Here is an 18,540-nt window from a genome sequence, read left to right as displayed (position 1 = left end):
GGGATGACGGCCAAGGGCCGTCACTCCGCCGCCTTCGCCACCGCCGCCTTGTGCAGCACGGGCGCCGCGTATTTCCGGTCGTGCTGCAGCGACGGCACCATCCTGCGTGCCTCCTCGACCTTGGCGAGATCGACCTCGGCAATCACAAAGCCTGCCTTCTCGCCGCCGGCATCCGCCAGCACCTCGCCCCACGGGGCGATGGCGATGGAATGACCGTAGGTCTTGCGGCCCGAACCCTTGTGCGTGCCTACCTGCGCAGGCGCAAAGACGAAGCAGCCGGTTTCGATGGCGCGCGACCTCAGGATCGTGTGCCAGTGCGCCTGGCCCGTCGGCACGGTGAAGGACGAGGGAATCGCCAGCATCGTGGCGCCGGCGTGCGCCAGCTCGCGATAGAGATAGGGAAAACGCAGGTCGTAGCAGATGGTCATGCCGAGCACGCCCCACGGCGTCTCGGCCAGCACCGCACGGTCGCCCGGCTTGAAGGTCGCCGACTCGAAATAATTCTCACCACCAGCCAGGCGGACATCGAACATATGGATCTTGTCGTAGCTCGCCACGATGCCGCCCGCGGAATCGATCAGGTAGGAGCGGTTGCGGATCTGCTCCTCACCCGGGACCCGGACATGGATGCCGCCCAGCAGGAACCAGACGCCCGTCTCGCGCGCCGCCGCGCGGCAGGCCGCCAGCATGCCGTGGCTCTCTTCCGTCTGCGCCTTCTCCAGCGTCTCGGTGCGGTTGGCGCCGATCAGTCCGGTGTTCTCCGGCGTCATGATGAAATCGGCGCCGGCGTCGCGGGCGAGCCGCGCCTGCTCCTGCACGAAGGCCACGTTCTCGGCCATCTCGTTGCTGACGTTGGTCTGGATCAGACCGGCCTTGAACGTAGTCGCCATCGGATGGCCCTCCTCAGCCCGGCTGGGCGAGCAAGGCGTCGAGCTTGCCCGCCCGCTCGAGCGCCGCGAGTTCGTCGGAGCCGCCGATATGCTGGCCGTTGATGAAGATCTGCGGAACGGTCGTGCGCTTGGCGCGCTCGCGCATTTCCGTGCGCTTCTTGTCGTCCATCATGACGTCCGTCTCTTCGTACGCGGCGCCCTTGTCGTCGAGCAGCCCCTTGGCGCGGGCGCAGTAGCCGCAGAATGGCGTGGTGTAGATTTCGATCCTGGCCATCGTGGTCTCCTTGCTCTGACTATACCGTCGGCCGGACAACCCGCGCCAGCGTCAGCACATCGACGTGGCGGGCGCCGCCGCGCTGCAGAACCCGGGCACAGGCCTCGGCCGTGGCGCCGGTGGTCAGCACATCGTCGACCAGCACCACGGTCTTGCCCGCGAGCCCCGCCGCCCAGCGCGGATGGATGTCGAAGGCCTCGCGGACATTGCGCCGCCGCTCCCCGGCCTTGAGGCCGGCCTGCGAGCCCGTCCATCGGCACCGGCGCAGCAAATCCGGGGCCAGGCGATGCTCGACGCCCGGTGGCGCCGCCCGGACGAGAGCCCGCGCCAGCAGCAGCGCCTGGTTGTAGCGGCGGGTCAGCAGGCGCCGCCAATGAAGCGGCACGGGCGCGATCAGGTCGGCCTCGGCCAGAAGCTCGGCGCCGGCCCGCGCCATCCAGCCGCCGCAGGCCCGGGCGATATCGGTACGGTCGCCATGCTTGAACGGCAACACCAGCCGGCGGCTCTGGGTGTCATAGGCCAGCGCCGCGCGGGCCCGGCGAAAGCGCGGCCGCCGGGCGAGGCAGCCGGCGCAGAGCGCCTCGTCGCCGAGATGCTCGGCGAAGGGATCGCCGCAGCACGCGCACTGGGGCGATGAAATGAATGCGAAACCCTGCCAGCAGCCGGCACAGAGCGCGCCCGGCGCCTCGACGATTTCGGCACAGCCGAGACAGAGCGGCGGCAGCACGGCATCGAGCATCAGCCGGCCGGCGCTGGCGCAGACACTCAGGGCCGAGGACAGCATGGGCGGATTGGGCCGGCCAAATGCGCCGACAGAATGGCAGGGAAAGATCCCTCGCTGCGCTCGGGATGACAATATTGCCAAGGCAATGGTGTCATCTCGAGCCGAAGGCGAGGGACCTTCGGGGGCACCATCCCCTACCGGCGGCGGCACTTTCGCCTTACATACGGGCCGTGGCAGTTCCCGACCCCCTCCTGGTCTTCGACCGCACCGTGCTGCGCCGGCGGCGCGACCGCGCGGCACGCGGCTGGACGAGCCAGGCCTTCCTCAAGCGCGAGATCGCCGAGCGCCTCGTCGAGCGGCTGGACGACGTGCGCCGGGGCTTCGCGTTGGCGCTCGACCTCGGCTGTCACGGCGACGAGATCGCGACGGCGCTAGGTGAACGATCCGCCGTCGGGCAACTCGTGCGCAGCGATCTCGGCGAGACCTTCGCCCGGCGGGCCGCCGGCCCGGCCGTGGTGGCCGACGAGGAGGCCTTGCCCTTCGCCGCCACCAGCTTCGACCTGGTGATGAGCGCCATGGCGCTGCACTGGGTCAACGACCTTCCCGGCACGCTGATCCAGATCTGCCGCATCCTGAAGCCCGACGGATTGTTCCTGGGCGCCATGCTGGGCGGCGGCACGCTGTGGCAACTGCGCCAGGCGCTGGCGGCAGCGGAGAGCGAGATCGAGGGTGGCCTCAGCCCGCGGGTGTCGCCGTTCGCCGACCTGCGCGACGCGGCCGGGCTGCTGCAGCGGGCGGGCTTCGCCCTGCCGGTGGCCGACGGCGAGACGATCGAGGTGGAATATGAAAGCGCGCTGGCGCTGATGCGCGACCTCGGCGCCATGGGCGAGGGCAATCTCGTTCTCGAGCGCCGCCGCGGCATGGGGCGACGCGCCACGCTGCTGCGGGCGGCGGAAATCTACGGCGAGCGCTTTGCCGGGCCGTCCGGCCGGGTGATGGCGAGTTTCGAGGTGCTGTTCCTGCACGGCTGGGCGCCGCATGCCTCGCAGCCCAAGCCGCTGAAGCCGGGAAGTGCAGCCCTGAGATTGTCCGAGGCGCTCGGCACCGCCGAACACAGTGCCGGCGAAAAAGTGGAGCGGAGCTAGATCGTGCCTGTGGTCAAACTGTCGTTCAGCGCCCTGCTGGCGGAAAGCTTCGGCTTCTTCTTCGCCAATATCCGCCTCTTCTTCCATCTCGTGACGATCCCTTGGATCGTCTCGCTCGCCATCCGCCTCCTGGGCAGCGCGCTCAGCCAGGAGTCGATGGTGGCCGTGCTGGTGGAGAAGGCGCTCGATGTCGTGCCAACGGTGATGTTCATGGTCGGCTGGCAGCGCCTCGTGCTGCTGGGGCCGAATCGCGTCGAGCGCCTGCCGGGCCTCGGCTGGACGCCGCGCGAAACGGCGTACCTCGTCCACCTGCTCAAGATCGGCGGCATCACCTTCGTGCTGATCGCGGCCTTCGTCCTGACGATGGGCACGATGGACTACGGGCAGCTGACGACGCCGGGGGCGCCGATCGATCCCGCCCTCGCCCAGCGCCAGGCACTGGCGGCACCGCTGGGCGCCGGCTTCATGGTGTCGGTGCTGCTGGCTCTCCGCGTGAGCTATGGGCTCGCCGCCACGGCGGTCGATGTGCCGTTCTCGCCGCGCCAGTCCTGGGCCTACGGCCGCGGCAACGGCTGGACCATCATCGGCACCCTGTTCCTGACCTTCTTCGTGAGCGCCATCGCCACCGCCCTGGCCACCTTGGTCACACTCGGGCTCATGCGCGGCGCGCTGGGCGCCCAGGAAGCCGCCGTCGTCGTCACCTGGACGGTGGCGCTGCTGGTGTCCTATGCCGGCGCCGCCGTCGCCGCCACGCTCCAGGCCGTCATCTTCCGCACCCTGCTCGGCTGGCGCGAAGGTGCGGCGCTCCCCGCCACGACGTAACTCTCATCATGCTCCAGCTAGAGAAGATCCCTTAACAGGCCCACCAGCGGCAGGTCGGCGGGCGGCATCGGATATCTCGAGAGCTCGACGGGCGGTACCCATTTCAGCGCCTGGCCTTCGCGCGGTTGCGGCACGCCGTTCCACTTGCGGCAGACGAAGACCGGCATCAGCAGGTGGAATTTGTCGTAGCCGTGGCTGGCGAAGGCGATGGGCGCGAGACAGCTCGTGGCGGTCTCGATGCCGAGTTCCTCGTGCAGCTCGCGCACCAGCGCCTGCTCGGGTGTCTCGCCAGGATCGACCTTGCCGCCGGGAAACTCCCAGAGGCCGGCCATCGATTTTCCCGCCGGACGTTGAGCGATCAGGATGCGGCCGTCCGGATCGACCAGGGCCACGGCCGCGACCAGCACAAGCGGCCGCGAGCCCAGCGGCGGCGGGCCGCCCGGACATTCCTCATCGAAGGAGCCGCTCAAGAGCGGTAGCTGCCGTTGATGTCGATGTAGCCGTGTGTCAGGTCGCAGGTCCACACGGTGGCGCGGCCGCGGCCGATGCCGAGGTCGATGTCGATCACGATATCGGTGCCCTTGATGTGCTTGGTGACCGGCGTCTCGTCGTAGTTCGGCACGACCTGGCCAGCGTCGGTGATGCGCACGCCCCCGATCGAGATGCGGAGCTTGTCGCGGTCGGCGCGCTCGCCCGACTTGCCGACCGCCATGACGATGCGGCCCCAGTTGGCGTCCTCGCCGGCAATGGCGGTCTTGACCAGCGGCGAATTGGCGACGGCCAGGCCGATCTTGCGCGCGGCGCCATTGGACGAGGCGCCGCCGACATTGATGGTGACGAATTTGGTGGCGCCTTCGCCGTCGCGGGCAAGGAGCTGCGCCAGTTCGATCAGGACCTCGTCCAGCGCCCGCTTGAAGTCGACCAGGACGGGATCGTCGGCCTCCTCGATCGGCGCATGGCGGGCGGCCCCGGTGGCGACCAGCAGCAGCGTGTCGCTGGTCGAGGTGTCGCCGTCCACGGTCACGCAGTTCAGCGACTTGTCGGCGGCATCGGCCAGCAGCTTCTGCAGGACGCCGGCCGGCACCTTGGCGTCGGTGAAGACGAAGGCCAGCATGGTCGCCATGTCGGGCGCGATCATGCCCGAGCCCTTGAGGAAGCCGTTGATGGAAACCGCCTTCTCGCCGATCTTGGCCTGGCGGGTGGCGAGCTTGGGAAAGGTGTCGGTCGTCATCATGGCGGCGGCGGCGGCGGCCCAGCCGTCCTCCCGCGCCGATTTGATGAGCGGCGGCACGACGGCCACGATCTTCTCCCAGTCGAGCGGCTGGCCGATCACGCCGGTCGAGGCCATGAAGACCTCGTTGCGCGGACAGCCAAGCGCCTGGGCGATGGCGCGGGTGCTCTCCTCGACGGCCTTGTCGCCGGCCTTGCCGGTGAAGGCATTGGCGTTTCCGGCATTGACCACGATGGCGCGCACCTTGCCGCGCGCCAGATTCTTGCGGCACCAGTCGACCGGCGCCGAGCAGGTCTTAGACCGGGTGAGGACGCCGGCGATGGTGGCGCCAGCCGGCACCAGCGCCAGGAAGACGTCGTCGCGGTCCTTGTAGCGCACGCCGGATCGCGCGGCCCCGAGCTTGACGCCGGCGATGCGTGGCAGCGTCGGCGTCGTCTTGGGCGCGAGCGGCGATAGGGCGTGCGGAACAGCCATAGGACTCCCCTTTCGGAGGCCGGGCTTATCCCGGCCCATCCGAACGGGGGGAGACTACACCAGAAACGCCGGAAAACGTGAATTCTACTTGGTGGCGCCGGGAGGCGTCGCCGGGGCCGCCGCCGGCGGCCGGGCGGGCGTTGCCGGCTTGACCGCGGCGGGCTCGGGCTTGCTGCCGTCGATGTTGAACTTCTCGATCTTGGCGCGCGAGCGCAGCAGGTCGAGTTCGGCCGTCACCGCCTCGCGGGCCATTTCCTCGCGCAGCTGCTCGGCCAGCTCCTCGTAGGCCGGCGGCGGCGCCTTGCGGCGATCCTCGACCTGGATGACGTGGTAGCCGAACTGGGTCTTGATCGGCGTTTCGGTCAGCGCACCCTTCTTGAGGTCGAAGGCGGCGTCGGCGAATTCCTTCACCATGTCGCTCTTCTTGAACCAGCCTAGGTCGCCGCCTTCGGCACCCGACGCCTTGTCGGTCGACTTTTCCTTGGCCAGCTTGTCGAAAGCCGTGCCCTTCTTGATCTCGGCAATCAACGCCTTGGCCTCATCCTCCGTCGCCACCAGGATATGCCGCGCGTGCACCTCTTCTTCGGACGGGAGCGACTTCAGCCGTTCCTCGTAGCGCTGGCGCAGCTTGTCGGCGGTGACCTTGCGGGCGATCTCGCGCTGGATCCAGAAATCCTGCAGCACCTGCTCCTCGACGAAGGCCAGACGCTTCTTGTAGGCGGGATCCTCGGTGACCTTGCTCTTCTTGCCCTCCTGGACGACCAGCTTGCTGTCGACGATGCGGTCGAGCAGGGCCGGAAAGACGGCCTGGAGCGGCATGTTGCGATACTGCGGCGGCAGTGACTGTTGCGCGACCTCGAGCTCCGACAACCGGACCGGCACGCCGTTGACCGTGGCGATGATCGGATCCTTGGGCGCCGCCGGGGCCGGCGGCTTTGCGGCCGGCTTCTGAGCGGCGGGGGCCTGGGCCGCGGGGGGCGTGGCCGGCTTGGCGGCCGGCGCCGGCGGCTGTGCGGGGTTCTGCGGCTGGGCGAGGGCGGGGCCCGCGATTGCGGCGGCTGCGCAACACAAGACGGCAAGGCGCAGGGGGCGCAAGTAGTGGCTCATGACGGGCTCCGGAAACTTCTGTCTCGAGGATGGAAGGCAGCGCACATCGTTTACACAGGGCCACTCAGGCCAAGCAAGCACCGCCTCCGCAGTAGGGCAGTTGATGCGGGCCAATTGCGGCACTTTTTCGTGAGCATGGATTAAATATCGTTCATCAAGACCGTCGCCGCCGCGCGACGGCGGCGGCCCTCTCCCGGTGCGTTGACACTGGGGGGCACGCTCTCTATCTCTGCCTAGAACGGCGGGCCGAAGAGCCCGCCTAAGTCATTAGAATATCGAGGTTTTCATGCTGGCGGCGCTTGCTCGAACCCTGTTCGGGACGGCCAACGATCGCATCGTCAAAGGCTTCGACAAGCCGGTGGCGAAGATCAATGCGCTCGAACCGGCCTTCATCCAGCTCTCCGACGAGCAGCTGCGCGCCAAGACATCGGAGTTCCGCGAACGGCTCGCCAAGGGCGAGACGCTGGACGACCTCCTGCCGGAGGCGTTCGCCACGGTGCGCGAGGCGGCCAAGCGCACGCTCGGCCAGCGCCACTTCGACGTCCAGCTCAAGGGCGGCATGGTCCTGCACCAGGGCAAGATTGCCGAGATGAAGACCGGCGAAGGCAAGACGCTGGTCGCCACCCTGCCGGTCTATCTCAACGCCCTCGAAAGCAAGGGCGTCCATGTGGTCACGGTGAACGACTATCTCGCCCGCCGCGATTCGGAGTGGATGGGCCAAGTCTACACCTTCCTCGGCCTCACCGTCGGCGTGATCGTGCACGACATGGACGACGAGGCGCGCAAGGCGGCCTACGCCTGCGACGTCACCTACGGCACCAACAACGAGATCGGCTTCGACTACCTGCGCGACAACATGAAGTACCGCCTCGACGCGATGGCGCAGCGGCCCTTCCACTACGCCATCGTCGACGAGGTCGATTCGATCCTGATCGACGAAGCCCGGACGCCGCTGATCATCTCCGGCCCGGCCGAGGATTCCTCCGAACTCTACCGGCGCGCCGACACGGTCATCCCCAAGCTCAAGGCCGAGCACTACGAAAAGGACGAGAAGAACCGCACGGTCGTGCTGACCGATGCCGGCGTCGAGGCGGTCGAGGAGATCCTGCGCGTCGACGGCCTGCTGGCCGAGGGCATCACGCTCTATGCGCCCAACATGGTCTCGGTGCTGCATCACGTGACGCAGGCGCTGCGCGCCCACAAGCTGTTCGCCCGCGACGTCGACTACATCGTCAAGGACGGCCAGGTCGTCATCATCGACGAGTTCACCGGCCGCATGATGGCGGGCCGGCGCTACTCCGAAGGGCTGCACCAGGCGCTCGAGGCCAAGGAGAATGTCGAGATCCAGCGCGAGAACCAGACTCTGGCCTCGATCACCTTCCAGAACCTGTTCCGCATGTATCCCAAGCTGGCCGGCATGACCGGAACGGCGCTGACCGAGGCCACCGAGTTCGGCGAGATCTACCGCCTGGAAGTGGTCGAGATCCCGACCAACGTGCCGGTCGTGCGCAAGGACGCCGACGACGAGATCTACCGCACGCTCGCCGACAAGACGCGCGCCATCGTCAAGCTGATCGAGGAGTGCCGCGCCCGCAACCAGCCGATGCTGGTCGGCACGGTGTCGATCGAGAAGTCGGAGGCGCTGGCGGCCGAGCTGAAGAAGCAGGGCATCCCGCACAACGTGCTCAACGCCCGCTTCCACGACCAGGAAGCCGTGATCGTGGCCCAGGCCGGCAGGCCGGGCTCGGTCACCATCGCCACCAACATGGCCGGCCGCGGCACCGACATCCAGCTCGGCGGCAACGTCGACATGCTGCTGCGCCAGAGCGAGCCGGAAATCGTCACGAAGTACCCCGACGAGACGGCACGCAAGGCCGAGATCGAGCGCATCGCGGCGGAAATCCGCTCAGGCGTCGAGCGCGACCGCGAGATCGTGCTCAAGGCGGGCGGGCTCTACGTGGTCGGCACCGAACGCCATGAGAGCCGCCGCATCGACAACCAGCTGCGCGGCCGCTCGGGCCGCCAGGGCGACCCCGGCGCCTCGAAGTTCTTCCTGTCGCTCGAAGACGACCTGATGCGGATCTTCGGCAACAACAAGGTGCTCGACTGGGTCCAGAAGAAGGGCATGGCCGACGACGAGGCGCTGACGCACCGCTGGCTCAACAAGGCACTGGAGACGGCGCAAGGCAAGGTCGAGGCGCGCAACTTCGAGATCCGCAAGAACCTGCTGCGCTTCGACGACGTCATGAACAGCCAGCGCCGGGAGATCTACAAGGAGCGCATCGAGCTGATGGGCACCGAGGACGTGTCGGAGACGGTCGCCGGCATGCGCCGCGACGTCGTCGACTCGCTGGTGAGCCGCACCATTCCCGAGGACGTCTACGCCGAGCAGTGGAAGGTGGCGGAACTCAAGGACGAGGTGCAGCGCCTGTTCGGCCTCGACCTGCCGGTCGACCAGTGGGCCAAGGAAGAAGGCATCGCCGACGAGGAGATCCGGTCGCGCCTGAACGAGGCGACGGAGCGGCTGTTCGCCCAGAAGGCGGCGCAGTACGGACCGGAGGTCTGGCGCCAGGTCGAGAAGAGCGTGCTGATGCAGCTGTTCGACCAGAGCTGGAAGGACCACCTGCTCCACCTCGACCATCTGCGCCAGGGCATCGGCCTACGGGCCTACGGCCAGAAGGATCCGCTGAACGAATACAAGCGCGAGGCGTTCAATCTCTTCAACGACCTGCTGACGGGCCTGCGCGAGCAGGTGGTGGCGCTGCTGGCCACGCTGCAACTGCGCATGGAACCGCCGCCCATGCCCGAGATGCCGCGGAACATGCACGAGGTCCACGAGGACCCAGCGCTCGCCACGGCGATGAGCGACGATCCCGCCTTCGACCCGGCCGACCCCGACGGCGGCGGCGTCGCCACGCTGCACCGGCCGCGCGCCGCCAAGCCGGCGTTCGACGTCAACGATCCCTCAACCTGGGGCAAGGTTGCGCGCAATGCGGCCTGCCCGTGCGGCTCGGGCAAGAAGTTCAAGCACTGCCACGGCCGGGTCTAGCTTCCCCGGCGAGAGCGCGTCGCGACGTCGCTCCAGAAGGGCGAACACAAACAGGTCAGTTCGGAACCGGGGCCCGCCGGGAGGGTGACGGTGCCGGACCGGTCTTTCTCTGCGAAGGCGGCGCCCTGGGGTCTCTGGTCATGGCTCCCTCGCCTCCCCCTGACCCTTCGGAATAGAGAACATATCCGGGAAAACCGTCGCGGAGGATTTTTGTCTGCACGACACGGCCGGCGTCCGGCCGGTCAACGGCCTTCAGCAGTTCGCGAGCAGCCTCGGCAAACTCTTCCTCGGTGATGAGGTGGATCGACCAGGCCAGGACCGGGCATCCGTTTCCGTCGATGCGCCATTGAAGGTATTCCTTCATTTCGTCGGAGACCTTGTGCGCGAGAATGTCCTCCTTGAAGACGACCTGGGGACGGGCGAAATCGGCCAGATAACTTGCATAGAAGTCGCCGTACAGGATCTCCGAATAGCCGGGCTTGAACCAGGCGCGCGGCTGGGCGTTGATGACCGGAACCGGCCGATCCCGACATTCCGGGAACGTCCGGATCCACTCGGCGGATTCGCGAAACGGCTCGTTCCAGGGCCGGGCACGACCGGCCGTCATCGTGACGACCGTCCACAGCACGACCGCCGAGAGCAGCAGGTTTGCCGCCATCCGGACCGGCCGCTCGGCGTCGGGCACGCCGGCGTCATAGAGCTTGGCGCAGAACCCCCAGAGAAACGGCGCGCAAACCAGCAGGTTCCTGTCCGTAAAGTTCGGAGCGATCAGGAGCGAGCTGGCGATGCCGCCGACCAGGATGATGACCGGCACGCCAACGAACAGGGCGGTCTCCGGATCGAACGGAAACCGGCCGAGAGCAAGAACACCGGACGGCGGCGCAGACCTCGAGGTCGACCGCGAAGGGAGCACCGCCTGTCCGAGCCGGGCCTGCCGCACGACGAGGAACCACTGCGTGGCAAACGCACCGGCGCAGATTGCCAGCGCGAGCAACGCCTTGTTGGTGAATGAGTAGATCAGCGCGCTGTGCAACTGGGCGAGGTACCAGGAAGGATCGCCGTGAATCCAGTTGGTCGTCGTCGAATACTGCGAGAACACCTCGATGACGACCTTCACGTACAGCCCGATGGATATCAGCAGGACGGCAGCGAGTGCCGCCAGCACGATTCGCTGGCGGGGGCAGAAGAACCCGAGGACGATCAGCACGGCCAGGCATTCGTACATCAGGTAGAAGTGCACGAATGATCCGATCAGCATCAGCGCGGCCAGGCCGGTCAGTTCGCGGACCATCCCCACATCGTGCCGCGACCGCTTGGCCAGGATGGACAGGCTGACGGTGAGCATGGCGACGCCGATGAGGAACGACAGCGAATAGCCGCGCGCGTTCTGTGCCTGATAAAACCAGAAGAATGAGCCCGTTGCCATGGCGCCGCCGAACAGCCGCGCAGCCAGGCTGAAGTAGGACTTCGTCGCGACAATGAACAGCAGAACGGCGGCGACAGCGCACGAGGCGCTGAGGCTGCGCAGGCCGACTTCGTCGTCTCCGAACAGCTGGGCGTGGAGAAAGGCCAACATGTAGTAAACTGGCGGATGTACGTCGGTCACGATGCGGGCGACGAATTCGTCGAAACCGATGCCGATTTCGACGATCCATGCGGTGAAGAGTTCATCTATCCAGAAGCTGCTGACCTTCAGGCCGACGAAGGCACCGACCAACCCGACGGCGCAAGCGATGCCGAAGCATCCCACGGCAATCAGACGATCGACACTGTCCCGCATCGCAATTCCCCGCCCGGCGTGTCCCCACCGGCTCGCCCTGGATTTTCCTTAGCATACCCCGTGAGGCGAGCCATCGTTGCGAACGTCGGGGGTGGGCGCCTCAATCTCCGAGACGGAAGCGGATGCGCACCGTACGCGTCGCCTCGATCCCGGGTGCAGGCAACGTCGCGCCCTGCAGCAGACGGAGCGCCGCGGCGTCGAGCGCCGCGAAACCGCTTCCCTTCACCACGGCCGCTTCCGAGACCCGGCCATCGGAGGTGACGGTGAAGCGGACGCTGACCTCGCCCTCCTCGCTCCGCCGGCGCGCCTCGTCGGGATAGCGTCGATTGGCGGCGAGCCAGGCCGCGAGGAGTGCGTTCCATCCCGGCACGACCGTTGCCGGCGCATTCGCCGACACCGGCGCGGATTGCGCCGGCGCCGATTGCAGGACGGTCGGCGACGCGCGCTTTGGCTCCGGCCTGGGCTGTGCCGGACGCGGCGCCGGCTGTGCCGGCTTTGGCGGCGGCGGCGGCAAGGAGAAGTCGGGCGGCGCCAATTCTTCCGGCGGCGGCGGGGCAAAGTCGGGCAGCGCCGGCTCCTTCGGCGGATCGAGTGCCGCCGTTGCTTCAGGCTCTGGCTCAGGTGCAGGCGCAACGGCTGGACGACTCTCGCTTGCCGTGGCGACCGGCGCGGCATGGGGCTCGATGTAGACCGTGATGGCGGCGGAGTCGTCGAGCGCCAGTCGCTGCGAGCCAAACGCCATCAAGGCCGCCGCCACCGCAACGCCGTGCAGACTGAACGACACCGCAATCGCGGCGCCGAGGCTTCTTCCGGAAGCCGGCGCGATCCCGAGCGGTTGGTCAGATTGGCCAATTGTAATGTTATATTGTAACGTCACTGTCTGACAATACGAAATCGGATCACGCGCGACAAGGAGAACAGCAATGCGGCGGAGGATCGGCGGGTCGGCCCTGGGAGTGGCGGTGGCACTTGCGGCAGCAGCGCCGGTGGCAGCCCAAACCCAGCCGGATGAGGCCACGATCGACCTCGACGTCACCGCCAAGCGGCTCGATCGCGAGCGCAGTTCGATCCTGCCCAGCCTGGGCGCCACGCGCTACGATTTCGGCAAGACCGCCATCCAGAACACGCCCCAGGGCGAGAACGCACCGCTCAACCAGGTCCTGCTACGCGCGCCCGGCGTGGTGCAGGACGGCTTCGGCCAGATCCATGTCCGCGGCGACCACGGCAGCCTGCAATACAGGCTGGACGGCGTACAGCTCCCGGAAGGCCTGTCGCTGTTCAGCAACATCCTGTCGCCGCGCTTTGCCAACGAGATCTCGCTGCTCACCGGCGCACTGCCGGCGCAGTACGGACTGCGCACCGCGGGCGTGGTCGACATCGGCGTGAAGTCGGGCTCGACCAACCCCGGCGGCGAGGCCTCGGTCATGGGCGGCTCCTACAACTGGATCCAGCCGGCGCTGCAATACGGCGGCCGCTCCGGCGCGATCGACTACTTCGCGGTCGGCCAGTACGTCAGCAACGGCATCGGCGTCGAGAACCCGACGCCGGCCTACACACCGCTCCACGACGACACCGCCCAGTGGTATGCGCTGGCCAAAGTCACCGGCATCGTCGACGAGAATACGCGATTGAGCTTCATCGCCGGAGGCGCCAGCGCGCGCTACCAGATTCCCAACGTGCCTGGCCAGACACCGGCCTTCACGGTGAACAACATTTCCAACTGGAACAGCTCGATCCTCGACCAGCGGCAGTGGGAGGACACCTACTTCGGCATCGCCTCGCTGCAGAAGAGCACCCAGAACTTCAACATGCAGCTCTCCGGATTCACACGCTACTCCAACCTCTCCTACCAGCCCGATGTCATCGGCGACCTGCTCTATAACGGCATCCAGCCCTACGCCAACCGGACGAGCCTCGCTGCCGGCGTGCAGGGCGACGCAAGCCTGAAGGTGGCGAGCACCCATACGCTGCGCGGCGGCTTCCTGATCCAGCGCGAGCGCGTCACCAGCCTGACCAACGGCAATGTCCTGACGACGATGGCCGATCCGGACAACCCCGATGGCGATCCCATCCCGTCCGGCCAGACCACGGGCTTCACCCAGGGCTCCGACCTCGTCGGCTGGACCTACAGCCTCTACCTGCAGGACGAGTGGAAGGTGGTCCCCACGGTGACGGTGAATTTCGGCGCGCGCTTCGATGCCATCTCCGGCGTCACGTCGGAGAACCAGCTCAGTCCCCGCGTCAACGTCGTCTGGGAGCCCGATCCGAAGATCACCCTGCGCGCCGGATATGCCCGCTACTTCGTGCCGGCGCCGCTCAACCAGGTAAACCCCAACTCGGTCGCAGTGCTTGCAGGGACGACGGCGGCGCCTGGAGTGGCCCTGAATTCCCCGGTGTTGGCCGAGCGCTCCGACAATTTCGACGTCGGCCTGACGTTGAAGCCCGTCGAGGGGCTGACGCTGGGCTTCGCCGGCTTCTACAAGTTCGCCCAAAACTACCTGGACAAAGGCCAGTTCGGTGCGCCGATCACCCTCGTCTCCTTCAACTACGCCAATGCGCAAGTCGCCGGCTGGGAGCTTTTCACCAACTACGACAAGGGTCCCTGGTCGCTCTACGCCAACCTTGCCTGGATCCGCACCTCGGCGAAAAACATCAACTCCGCACAGTTCAATTTCGACCAAGCCGACCTCGATTATATCGCGAACAACTGGATTTTCACCGACCACGACCAAAGCTGGACCGGCTCGGCGGGCGCCGCCTACGTGTTCAACCAGGGAAGCGACTGGGCGACACGCGTTTCGGCCGACCTGCTGTTCGGTGCGGGGCTTCGCACCAGTATCGTCACACCCAACGACACTGCGCTGCCGGCCTACGCCACGCTCAACATGTCGCTCACCCAGAAGGTGCCGATCAGCGTTAGCAAGGGCACGCAGGTCCGTTTCGACGCCATCAACCTGGCTGACAGTATCTACCAGATACGCACCGGCGAGGGCGTCGGCGTCGGCGCGCCGCAGTACGGAATGCGCCGGGCCTTCTTCGTGACCCTGTCGCAAAAATTCTGACGCCGATCTGACATGATCCGGCACGGCTGTACGTGATAGACCTGCCCATATGCAGTCCCAAGCCATCCCCCATGTCGTGCCGCTCCAGGGCGGTTCCAATTTCCGCGATCTCGGCGGCTACCGCACCGGCGACGGCCGCGTCGTGCGCCACGGTGCGGTCTTTCGCTCCGCCCATCTCGGCAACCTGACGGACGACGACCGCACCGCCCTCGGCCGGCTGGGCGTCCGGACCATCGTCGATCTGCGCGGCGTCAACGAGGCGGCCGAGACGCCGCATGCCATCGCCGGCCTTTCCTGCCGCGTCGTCGGCGCCCATATCGAGCCCGGAGTCGGCGAGAGGATCAGGGGCGCCGTCGCCGACGGCAGCGCCACGCCCCACGTGATGATGGGCTTTCTCACCGATCACTACCGGGACTATCCGCGCCGCTGCACGCCGGGCTTCCGCACGCTGTTCACGACCTTGAGCGACGGCACGCATCGGCCGCTGGTGTTTCACTGCACCGCCGGCAAGGACCGCACGGGCTTCGCCTCGGCGCTGCTGCTCACCCTGCTGGGCGTGCCGTGGGACGCCGTGATGGAGGACTATCTCCGCACCAATGAGCTGTGGACCGGCCATATCGGGCGCTATCCCGAGCTCGACATCGACACCCGCGCCGCCATCGTCGAGGCCCGCACACCCTATCTCGAGGCGGCCTTCGAGGTGGTGCGCGCCGATTTCGGCGGGCCGGAACAATTCGCCGAACGCGCCCTGGGGCTCGACGTGCCGGCGCGCGAGCGCATCCGCGCCGATTTGCTGCAAGGGTGACTTCCGCGCTACGCCTTCGGCCATGGCCGAACCGCGTTACGACACTCCCGAGCCCTTCAAGGTCGATATTCCCGAACGGGCGCTGATCGATCTCGACGAGCGCCTGCGCCGCTGGCGGCCGGCGCCCGCCATCGCCGACAACGGCAGCTGGGCCTCCGGCACCGATCCTGACTTCCTGGCCGAGCTGGTCGCCTACTGGCGCCACGGCTACGACTGGCAGCGCTGCCAGGAGGCGATCAACCGCTGGCCCAACTACCTGGTCGATATCGGCCCGCAGAGGCTCCACTTCATCCGCGAGCCCGGCACCGAGGTCGAGGACGCGCCGCGGCCGTTGCCGCTCGTGATCACCCACGGCTGGCCAGGATCGATCGTGGAGTTCCTGCACATCATCGACGTGTTGGCCCATCCCGAGAATCACGGCGGCGATCCGCTCGATGCCTTCGACGTCATCGCGCCGTCGCTGCCCGGCTACGGCTTCTCGGCGCCGCCGGTTCGCCCTGACGGCACGCTGGGCCCGATCGGACCGCGCGCCATCGCCGGCCTCTGGCACAATCTCGTCCATGAGACGCTCAACTACCGCCGTCCTTTCGGCGCCCAGGGCGGCGACTGGGGCGCCGTCGTCTCGTCATGGCTGGCCTTCGACCATCCGCTCAAGGAGGAGAAGGACGACTGGCGCTCCGGCACGCTCGGCCTGCACCTCAACATGGTGGGGCTCCGGCCCGGCATCGATCTCAAGACGACCGCATTCAGTGCCGACGAGAAGGCCTGGCTCGCCAGAATGCAAGCTGAACTCGACGAGAAGACGGCCTACCAGCGCATCCAGGCGACGCGGCCGCAGACACTGGGCGTGGCGCTCGCCGACTCGCCGGTCGGTCTCGCGGCGTGGATCGTCGAGAAGTTCCAGGGCTGGAGCGATTGCGGTGGCGACCCGCACAACCGCTTCTCGATGGACCTGCTGCTGGACAACATCATGGTCTACTGGTTGACCGGCACGGCCGGCACCGCGACCTGGCTCTATCGCGGCGTCACCGAGCAGGTGCCGCGTGCCTTGCCTGAAGGCCAGCGTGTCGAAACGCCGACGGCGTTCGCCGCCTTCCCCGCCGATCTCGCCCCGCCACCACCCAGGGAATGGATCGAACGCGCCTACAATCTTCGCCGCCACACGCAGATGCCGAGCGGCGGACACTTCGCAGCGCTCGAGGAGCCCGACCTGCTGGTCGAGGACATCCGCGCCTTCTTCCGTCCGCTCAGGTTCGGAGCAGCGAACGACTGAGCGGCGGATCAGCGATCCCTGAGTTTGGGGTCGATCGCGTCGCGGAGCGCGTCGCCGAACAGGCTGATACCCAAGACTGCCATGACGATGGCGAGGCCGGGGAAGATGGCGATCCACGGCGCCGTCGTGGCGTACTCCTCCGCCCCGCCCTGCAGCATCAGGCCCCAGGCCGGCACCGGCTCCTGCACGCCGAGGCCGAGGTAGGAGAGCGAAGCCTCGGCCAGGATCGCCTGGCCGACGAAGGCCGACAGCAGGATCAGGAACGGCCCCACGACGTTCGGCACCATGTGACGCAGCACGATGCGGGTGTGGCCGAAGCCAAGCGCGCGCGCCGCATCGACATAGGGGATCTCGCGAACCGCCAGCGCGCTCGCCCTGACCACGCGCCCGCACCGCGGGATAAGCGGAATTGTGATGGCGAGGATGACATTGAAGACGCCGGTGCCGAACACCGAGACCACCGCCAGTGCCAGGATGATCAGCGGAAAAGCCATCAGCACGTCGAGGATGCGCTGAAAGACGAGGTCGAACCAGCCGCCGAAATAGGCGCTGGCCACGCCCAGTACCAGGCCGATCAAGCCGCCGGCAAAGGCCGCGCTGAAGCCGACCAACAGCGCCGTTCGCGCGCCGTAGACGAGGCGGGAGAAGATGTCGCGTCCCATCTGGTCGGTGCCGAGCAGGTGCGTCCAGCTCGGCGCCTGCATCATGGCCTGGAAGTCGTTCTCCTCGGGATCGAACGGCGTCAACACGTTGGCAAAGGCTGCGGCCAGGAACATCACGAGCATGATGGCGAGGCCCGCCGTGCCGAGCGGCTGACGGCGAAAGAAATTCAGCACCGCGTCGAGCGCCGTTTTCTTGCGCGGCAGCGTGTCGTCGGTGAGGGCGCCGGCGGGCCCGTTACGCGTGATGACGCTCATCAGGAGTACCTTATGCGGGGATCGAGCCAGGCGTAGAGGACGTCGACCACCAGATTGGAGACGACGAAGATGAGGACGACCAGCATGGTCAGTGCCTGCGTCAGCACGTTGTCCTGGTTCTGTACCGCCTGGACGAACAAGCGGCCGATGCCGTTCAGGTTGAACACCTGCTCGGTCACGACGAGGCCGCCGATCAGGAAGGCGAACTCGATGCCGATCAAGGTCACCACCGGCAGGAGCGCGTTCTTGAGCGCATGCCGGTTGACGATGATCTGTTCGACCAGTCCCTTCGACCGCGCGGTGCGGATATAGTCCTCACGCATCACCTCGAGCATGGCCGAACGGGTCATGCGCATGGTCACAGCCGAATATCGGTAGCCCACCGTCAGCGCCGGCAACGCCACGATCGAGAGGTTGCGGATCGGATCCTGCCAGAACGATACGTAGTCGATCGGCGGCATCCACGCCTTGCCGGTCGCCAGATAGGTTATGTCGAGCACCAGCACGATCGACATGATGCCGAGCCAGAACGACGGTGTGGCAATCCCGGCGACCGCCACCACGCGCACGACATGGTCGAGCCAGGTGTTCTCCCTCAGCGCCGAGATGGTGCCGAGCGGAATGGCGATCAGGACGGCGATCAGTGTCGCCATTACCGCGATCTGCAGCGACACCGGCAGCCGGGTCGCGATCTCCTGGATCACCGGACGTCCCGACCACATCGAAATTCCGAAATCGAAGGTGAAGTAATTTCCAAGGAAACTCAGGAACTGCACGAAGAGGTGGTCATTCAGCCCGAGCTGCTGGCGACAGGCATCGACGGCAGCCTGGCTCACGTGCGATCCGCCCGATCCCATGCGGATGACGCAAACGTCACCCGGGATCAGGCGCATCAGCACGAAAACCAGCGCCGCGGCTCCGACCAGCGTAGGCACCGCCAGCAGGAGCCGCGTCACGATATAGCGATACATCGGGTCTGCTCCCCGT

The 18,540-nt window shown here is 67.0% G+C and carries 16 protein-coding genes; 6 read left to right on the top strand and 10 right to left on the bottom strand.

Annotated elements, in window-relative coordinates; translation table 11 throughout:
- Positions 1-20 precede the first annotated feature (20 nt).
- Genes EPO55_RS10585 through EPO55_RS10575 form a run of 3 tightly spaced genes read right to left on the bottom strand, consistent with a single transcriptional unit; the run spans position 21 to position 1,948 of the window.
- A complete protein-coding gene (locus tag EPO55_RS10585; protein ID WP_296336711.1) occupies positions 21-890 on the bottom strand; it encodes a carbon-nitrogen hydrolase family protein in 870 nt (289 codons plus the stop codon).
- Between the two features lie 13 nt (positions 891-903).
- Complete coding sequence (grxC, locus tag EPO55_RS10580; RefSeq protein WP_296336710.1) at positions 904-1,164, bottom strand: glutaredoxin 3; 261 nt, start codon at positions 1,162-1,164, stop codon at positions 904-906.
- 19 nt (positions 1,165-1,183) lie between these two features.
- Positions 1,184-1,948 (bottom strand): ComF family protein, encoded by a 765-nt coding sequence (locus tag EPO55_RS10575; protein WP_296336709.1) that lies wholly within the window; start codon positions 1,946-1,948, stop codon positions 1,184-1,186.
- A 170-nt stretch (positions 1,949-2,118) separates the two neighbouring features.
- Here EPO55_RS10575 and EPO55_RS10570 point away from each other — a divergent pair, with 170 nt between their 5' ends.
- Positions 2,119-3,033, top strand: coding sequence for a methyltransferase domain-containing protein (locus tag EPO55_RS10570; RefSeq protein WP_296336708.1), 915 nt, complete (start codon positions 2,119-2,121; stop codon positions 3,031-3,033).
- A gap of 3 nt (positions 3,034-3,036) precedes the next feature.
- Complete coding sequence (locus tag EPO55_RS10565; protein WP_296336707.1) at positions 3,037-3,855, top strand: hypothetical protein; 819 nt, start codon at positions 3,037-3,039, stop codon at positions 3,853-3,855.
- A 17-nt stretch (positions 3,856-3,872) separates the two neighbouring features.
- On the opposite strand, the gene mutT is transcribed toward EPO55_RS10565, so the two are convergent.
- From mutT to EPO55_RS10550, 3 genes are all read right to left on the bottom strand, one after another.
- Complete coding sequence (gene mutT / locus EPO55_RS10560) at positions 3,873-4,280, bottom strand: 8-oxo-dGTP diphosphatase MutT (protein ID WP_296336733.1); 408 nt, start codon at positions 4,278-4,280, stop codon at positions 3,873-3,875.
- A gap of 41 nt (positions 4,281-4,321) precedes the next feature.
- On the bottom strand, positions 4,322-5,560 hold the full coding sequence (gene argJ / locus EPO55_RS10555; protein WP_296336706.1) for a bifunctional glutamate N-acetyltransferase/amino-acid acetyltransferase ArgJ: 1,239 nt from the start codon (positions 5,558-5,560) through the stop codon (positions 4,322-4,324).
- 84 nt (positions 5,561-5,644) lie between these two features.
- Positions 5,645-6,667 carry a peptidylprolyl isomerase gene (locus EPO55_RS10550; RefSeq protein WP_296336705.1) on the bottom strand — a complete coding sequence of 341 codons (1,023 nt, stop codon included), beginning with the start codon at positions 6,665-6,667 and terminating at the stop codon, positions 5,645-5,647.
- Between the two features lie 286 nt (positions 6,668-6,953).
- Here EPO55_RS10550 and secA point away from each other — a divergent pair, with 286 nt between their 5' ends.
- Complete coding sequence (gene secA / locus EPO55_RS10545) at positions 6,954-9,716, top strand: preprotein translocase subunit SecA (RefSeq protein ID WP_296336704.1); 2,763 nt, start codon at positions 6,954-6,956, stop codon at positions 9,714-9,716.
- A gap of 55 nt (positions 9,717-9,771) precedes the next feature.
- On the opposite strand, the gene EPO55_RS10540 is transcribed toward secA, so the two are convergent.
- On the bottom strand, positions 9,772-11,496 hold the full coding sequence (locus tag EPO55_RS10540) for a hypothetical protein (RefSeq protein WP_296336703.1): 1,725 nt from the start codon (positions 11,494-11,496) through the stop codon (positions 9,772-9,774).
- A 100-nt stretch (positions 11,497-11,596) separates the two neighbouring features.
- Complete coding sequence (locus tag EPO55_RS10535) at positions 11,597-12,280, bottom strand: energy transducer TonB (RefSeq protein ID WP_296336702.1); 684 nt, start codon at positions 12,278-12,280, stop codon at positions 11,597-11,599.
- Between the two features lie 139 nt (positions 12,281-12,419).
- On the opposite strand from EPO55_RS10535, the gene EPO55_RS10530 reads away from it, so the two are divergent.
- The 3 genes from EPO55_RS10530 to EPO55_RS10520 are packed head-to-tail and all read left to right on the top strand — an operon-like array spanning position 12,420 to position 16,636.
- Positions 12,420-14,558: a TonB-dependent receptor gene (locus EPO55_RS10530; protein ID WP_296336701.1), complete on the top strand. Its 2,139-nt coding sequence runs from the start codon at positions 12,420-12,422 to the stop codon at positions 14,556-14,558.
- Between the two features lie 49 nt (positions 14,559-14,607).
- Positions 14,608-15,363: a tyrosine-protein phosphatase gene (locus tag EPO55_RS10525; protein ID WP_296336700.1), complete on the top strand. Its 756-nt coding sequence runs from the start codon at positions 14,608-14,610 to the stop codon at positions 15,361-15,363.
- A gap of 22 nt (positions 15,364-15,385) precedes the next feature.
- Positions 15,386-16,636: an epoxide hydrolase family protein gene (locus EPO55_RS10520; RefSeq protein WP_296336699.1), complete on the top strand. Its 1,251-nt coding sequence runs from the start codon at positions 15,386-15,388 to the stop codon at positions 16,634-16,636.
- Between the two features lie 8 nt (positions 16,637-16,644).
- Here the strand turns inward: EPO55_RS10520 and EPO55_RS10515 are convergent, their stop codons facing one another.
- Positions 16,645-17,553 (bottom strand): ABC transporter permease, encoded by a 909-nt coding sequence (locus EPO55_RS10515; protein WP_296336698.1) that lies wholly within the window; start codon positions 17,551-17,553, stop codon positions 16,645-16,647.
- A complete protein-coding gene (locus EPO55_RS10510; protein ID WP_296336697.1) occupies positions 17,553-18,524 on the bottom strand; it encodes an ABC transporter permease in 972 nt (323 codons plus the stop codon). The genes EPO55_RS10515 and EPO55_RS10510 overlap by 1 nt, the downstream gene beginning before the upstream one ends.
- Positions 18,525-18,540: the final 16 nt, after the last annotated feature.

The sequence above is a fragment of the Reyranella sp. genome (assembly GCF_004296935.1).
Taxonomy (GTDB): domain Bacteria; phylum Pseudomonadota; class Alphaproteobacteria; order Reyranellales; family Reyranellaceae; genus Reyranella.
This window is presented reverse-complemented; position numbering and strand designations above follow the sequence as displayed.

Excerpts from the sequence above, each read along its gene's own strand:
- EPO55_RS10540 (WP_296336703.1), bottom strand. The coding sequence starts at position 11,496 with ATGCGGGACAGTGTCGATCGTCTGATTGCCGTGGGATGCTTCGGCATC.
- EPO55_RS10575 (WP_296336709.1), bottom strand. The coding sequence starts at position 1,948 with ATGCTGTCCTCGGCCCTGAGTGTCTGCGCCAGCGCCGGCCGGCTGATG.
- EPO55_RS10530 (WP_296336701.1), top strand. The coding sequence starts at position 12,420 with ATGCGGCGGAGGATCGGCGGGTCGGCCCTGGGAGTGGCGGTGGCACTT.
- EPO55_RS10515 (WP_296336698.1), bottom strand. The coding sequence starts at position 17,553 with ATGAGCGTCATCACGCGTAACGGGCCCGCCGGCGCCCTCACCGACGAC.
- EPO55_RS10585 (WP_296336711.1), bottom strand. The coding sequence starts at position 890 with ATGGCGACTACGTTCAAGGCCGGTCTGATCCAGACCAACGTCAGCAAC.
- argJ (WP_296336706.1), bottom strand. The coding sequence starts at position 5,560 with ATGGCTGTTCCGCACGCCCTATCGCCGCTCGCGCCCAAGACGACGCCG.
- EPO55_RS10550 (WP_296336705.1), bottom strand. The coding sequence starts at position 6,667 with ATGAGCCACTACTTGCGCCCCCTGCGCCTTGCCGTCTTGTGTTGCGCA.
- secA (WP_296336704.1), top strand. The coding sequence starts at position 6,954 with ATGCTGGCGGCGCTTGCTCGAACCCTGTTCGGGACGGCCAACGATCGC.
- EPO55_RS10520 (WP_296336699.1), top strand. The coding sequence starts at position 15,386 with ATGGCCGAACCGCGTTACGACACTCCCGAGCCCTTCAAGGTCGATATT.
- EPO55_RS10510 (WP_296336697.1), bottom strand. The coding sequence starts at position 18,524 with ATGTATCGCTATATCGTGACGCGGCTCCTGCTGGCGGTGCCTACGCTG.
- grxC (WP_296336710.1), bottom strand. The coding sequence starts at position 1,164 with ATGGCCAGGATCGAAATCTACACCACGCCATTCTGCGGCTACTGCGCC.
- EPO55_RS10525 (WP_296336700.1), top strand. The coding sequence starts at position 14,608 with ATGCAGTCCCAAGCCATCCCCCATGTCGTGCCGCTCCAGGGCGGTTCC.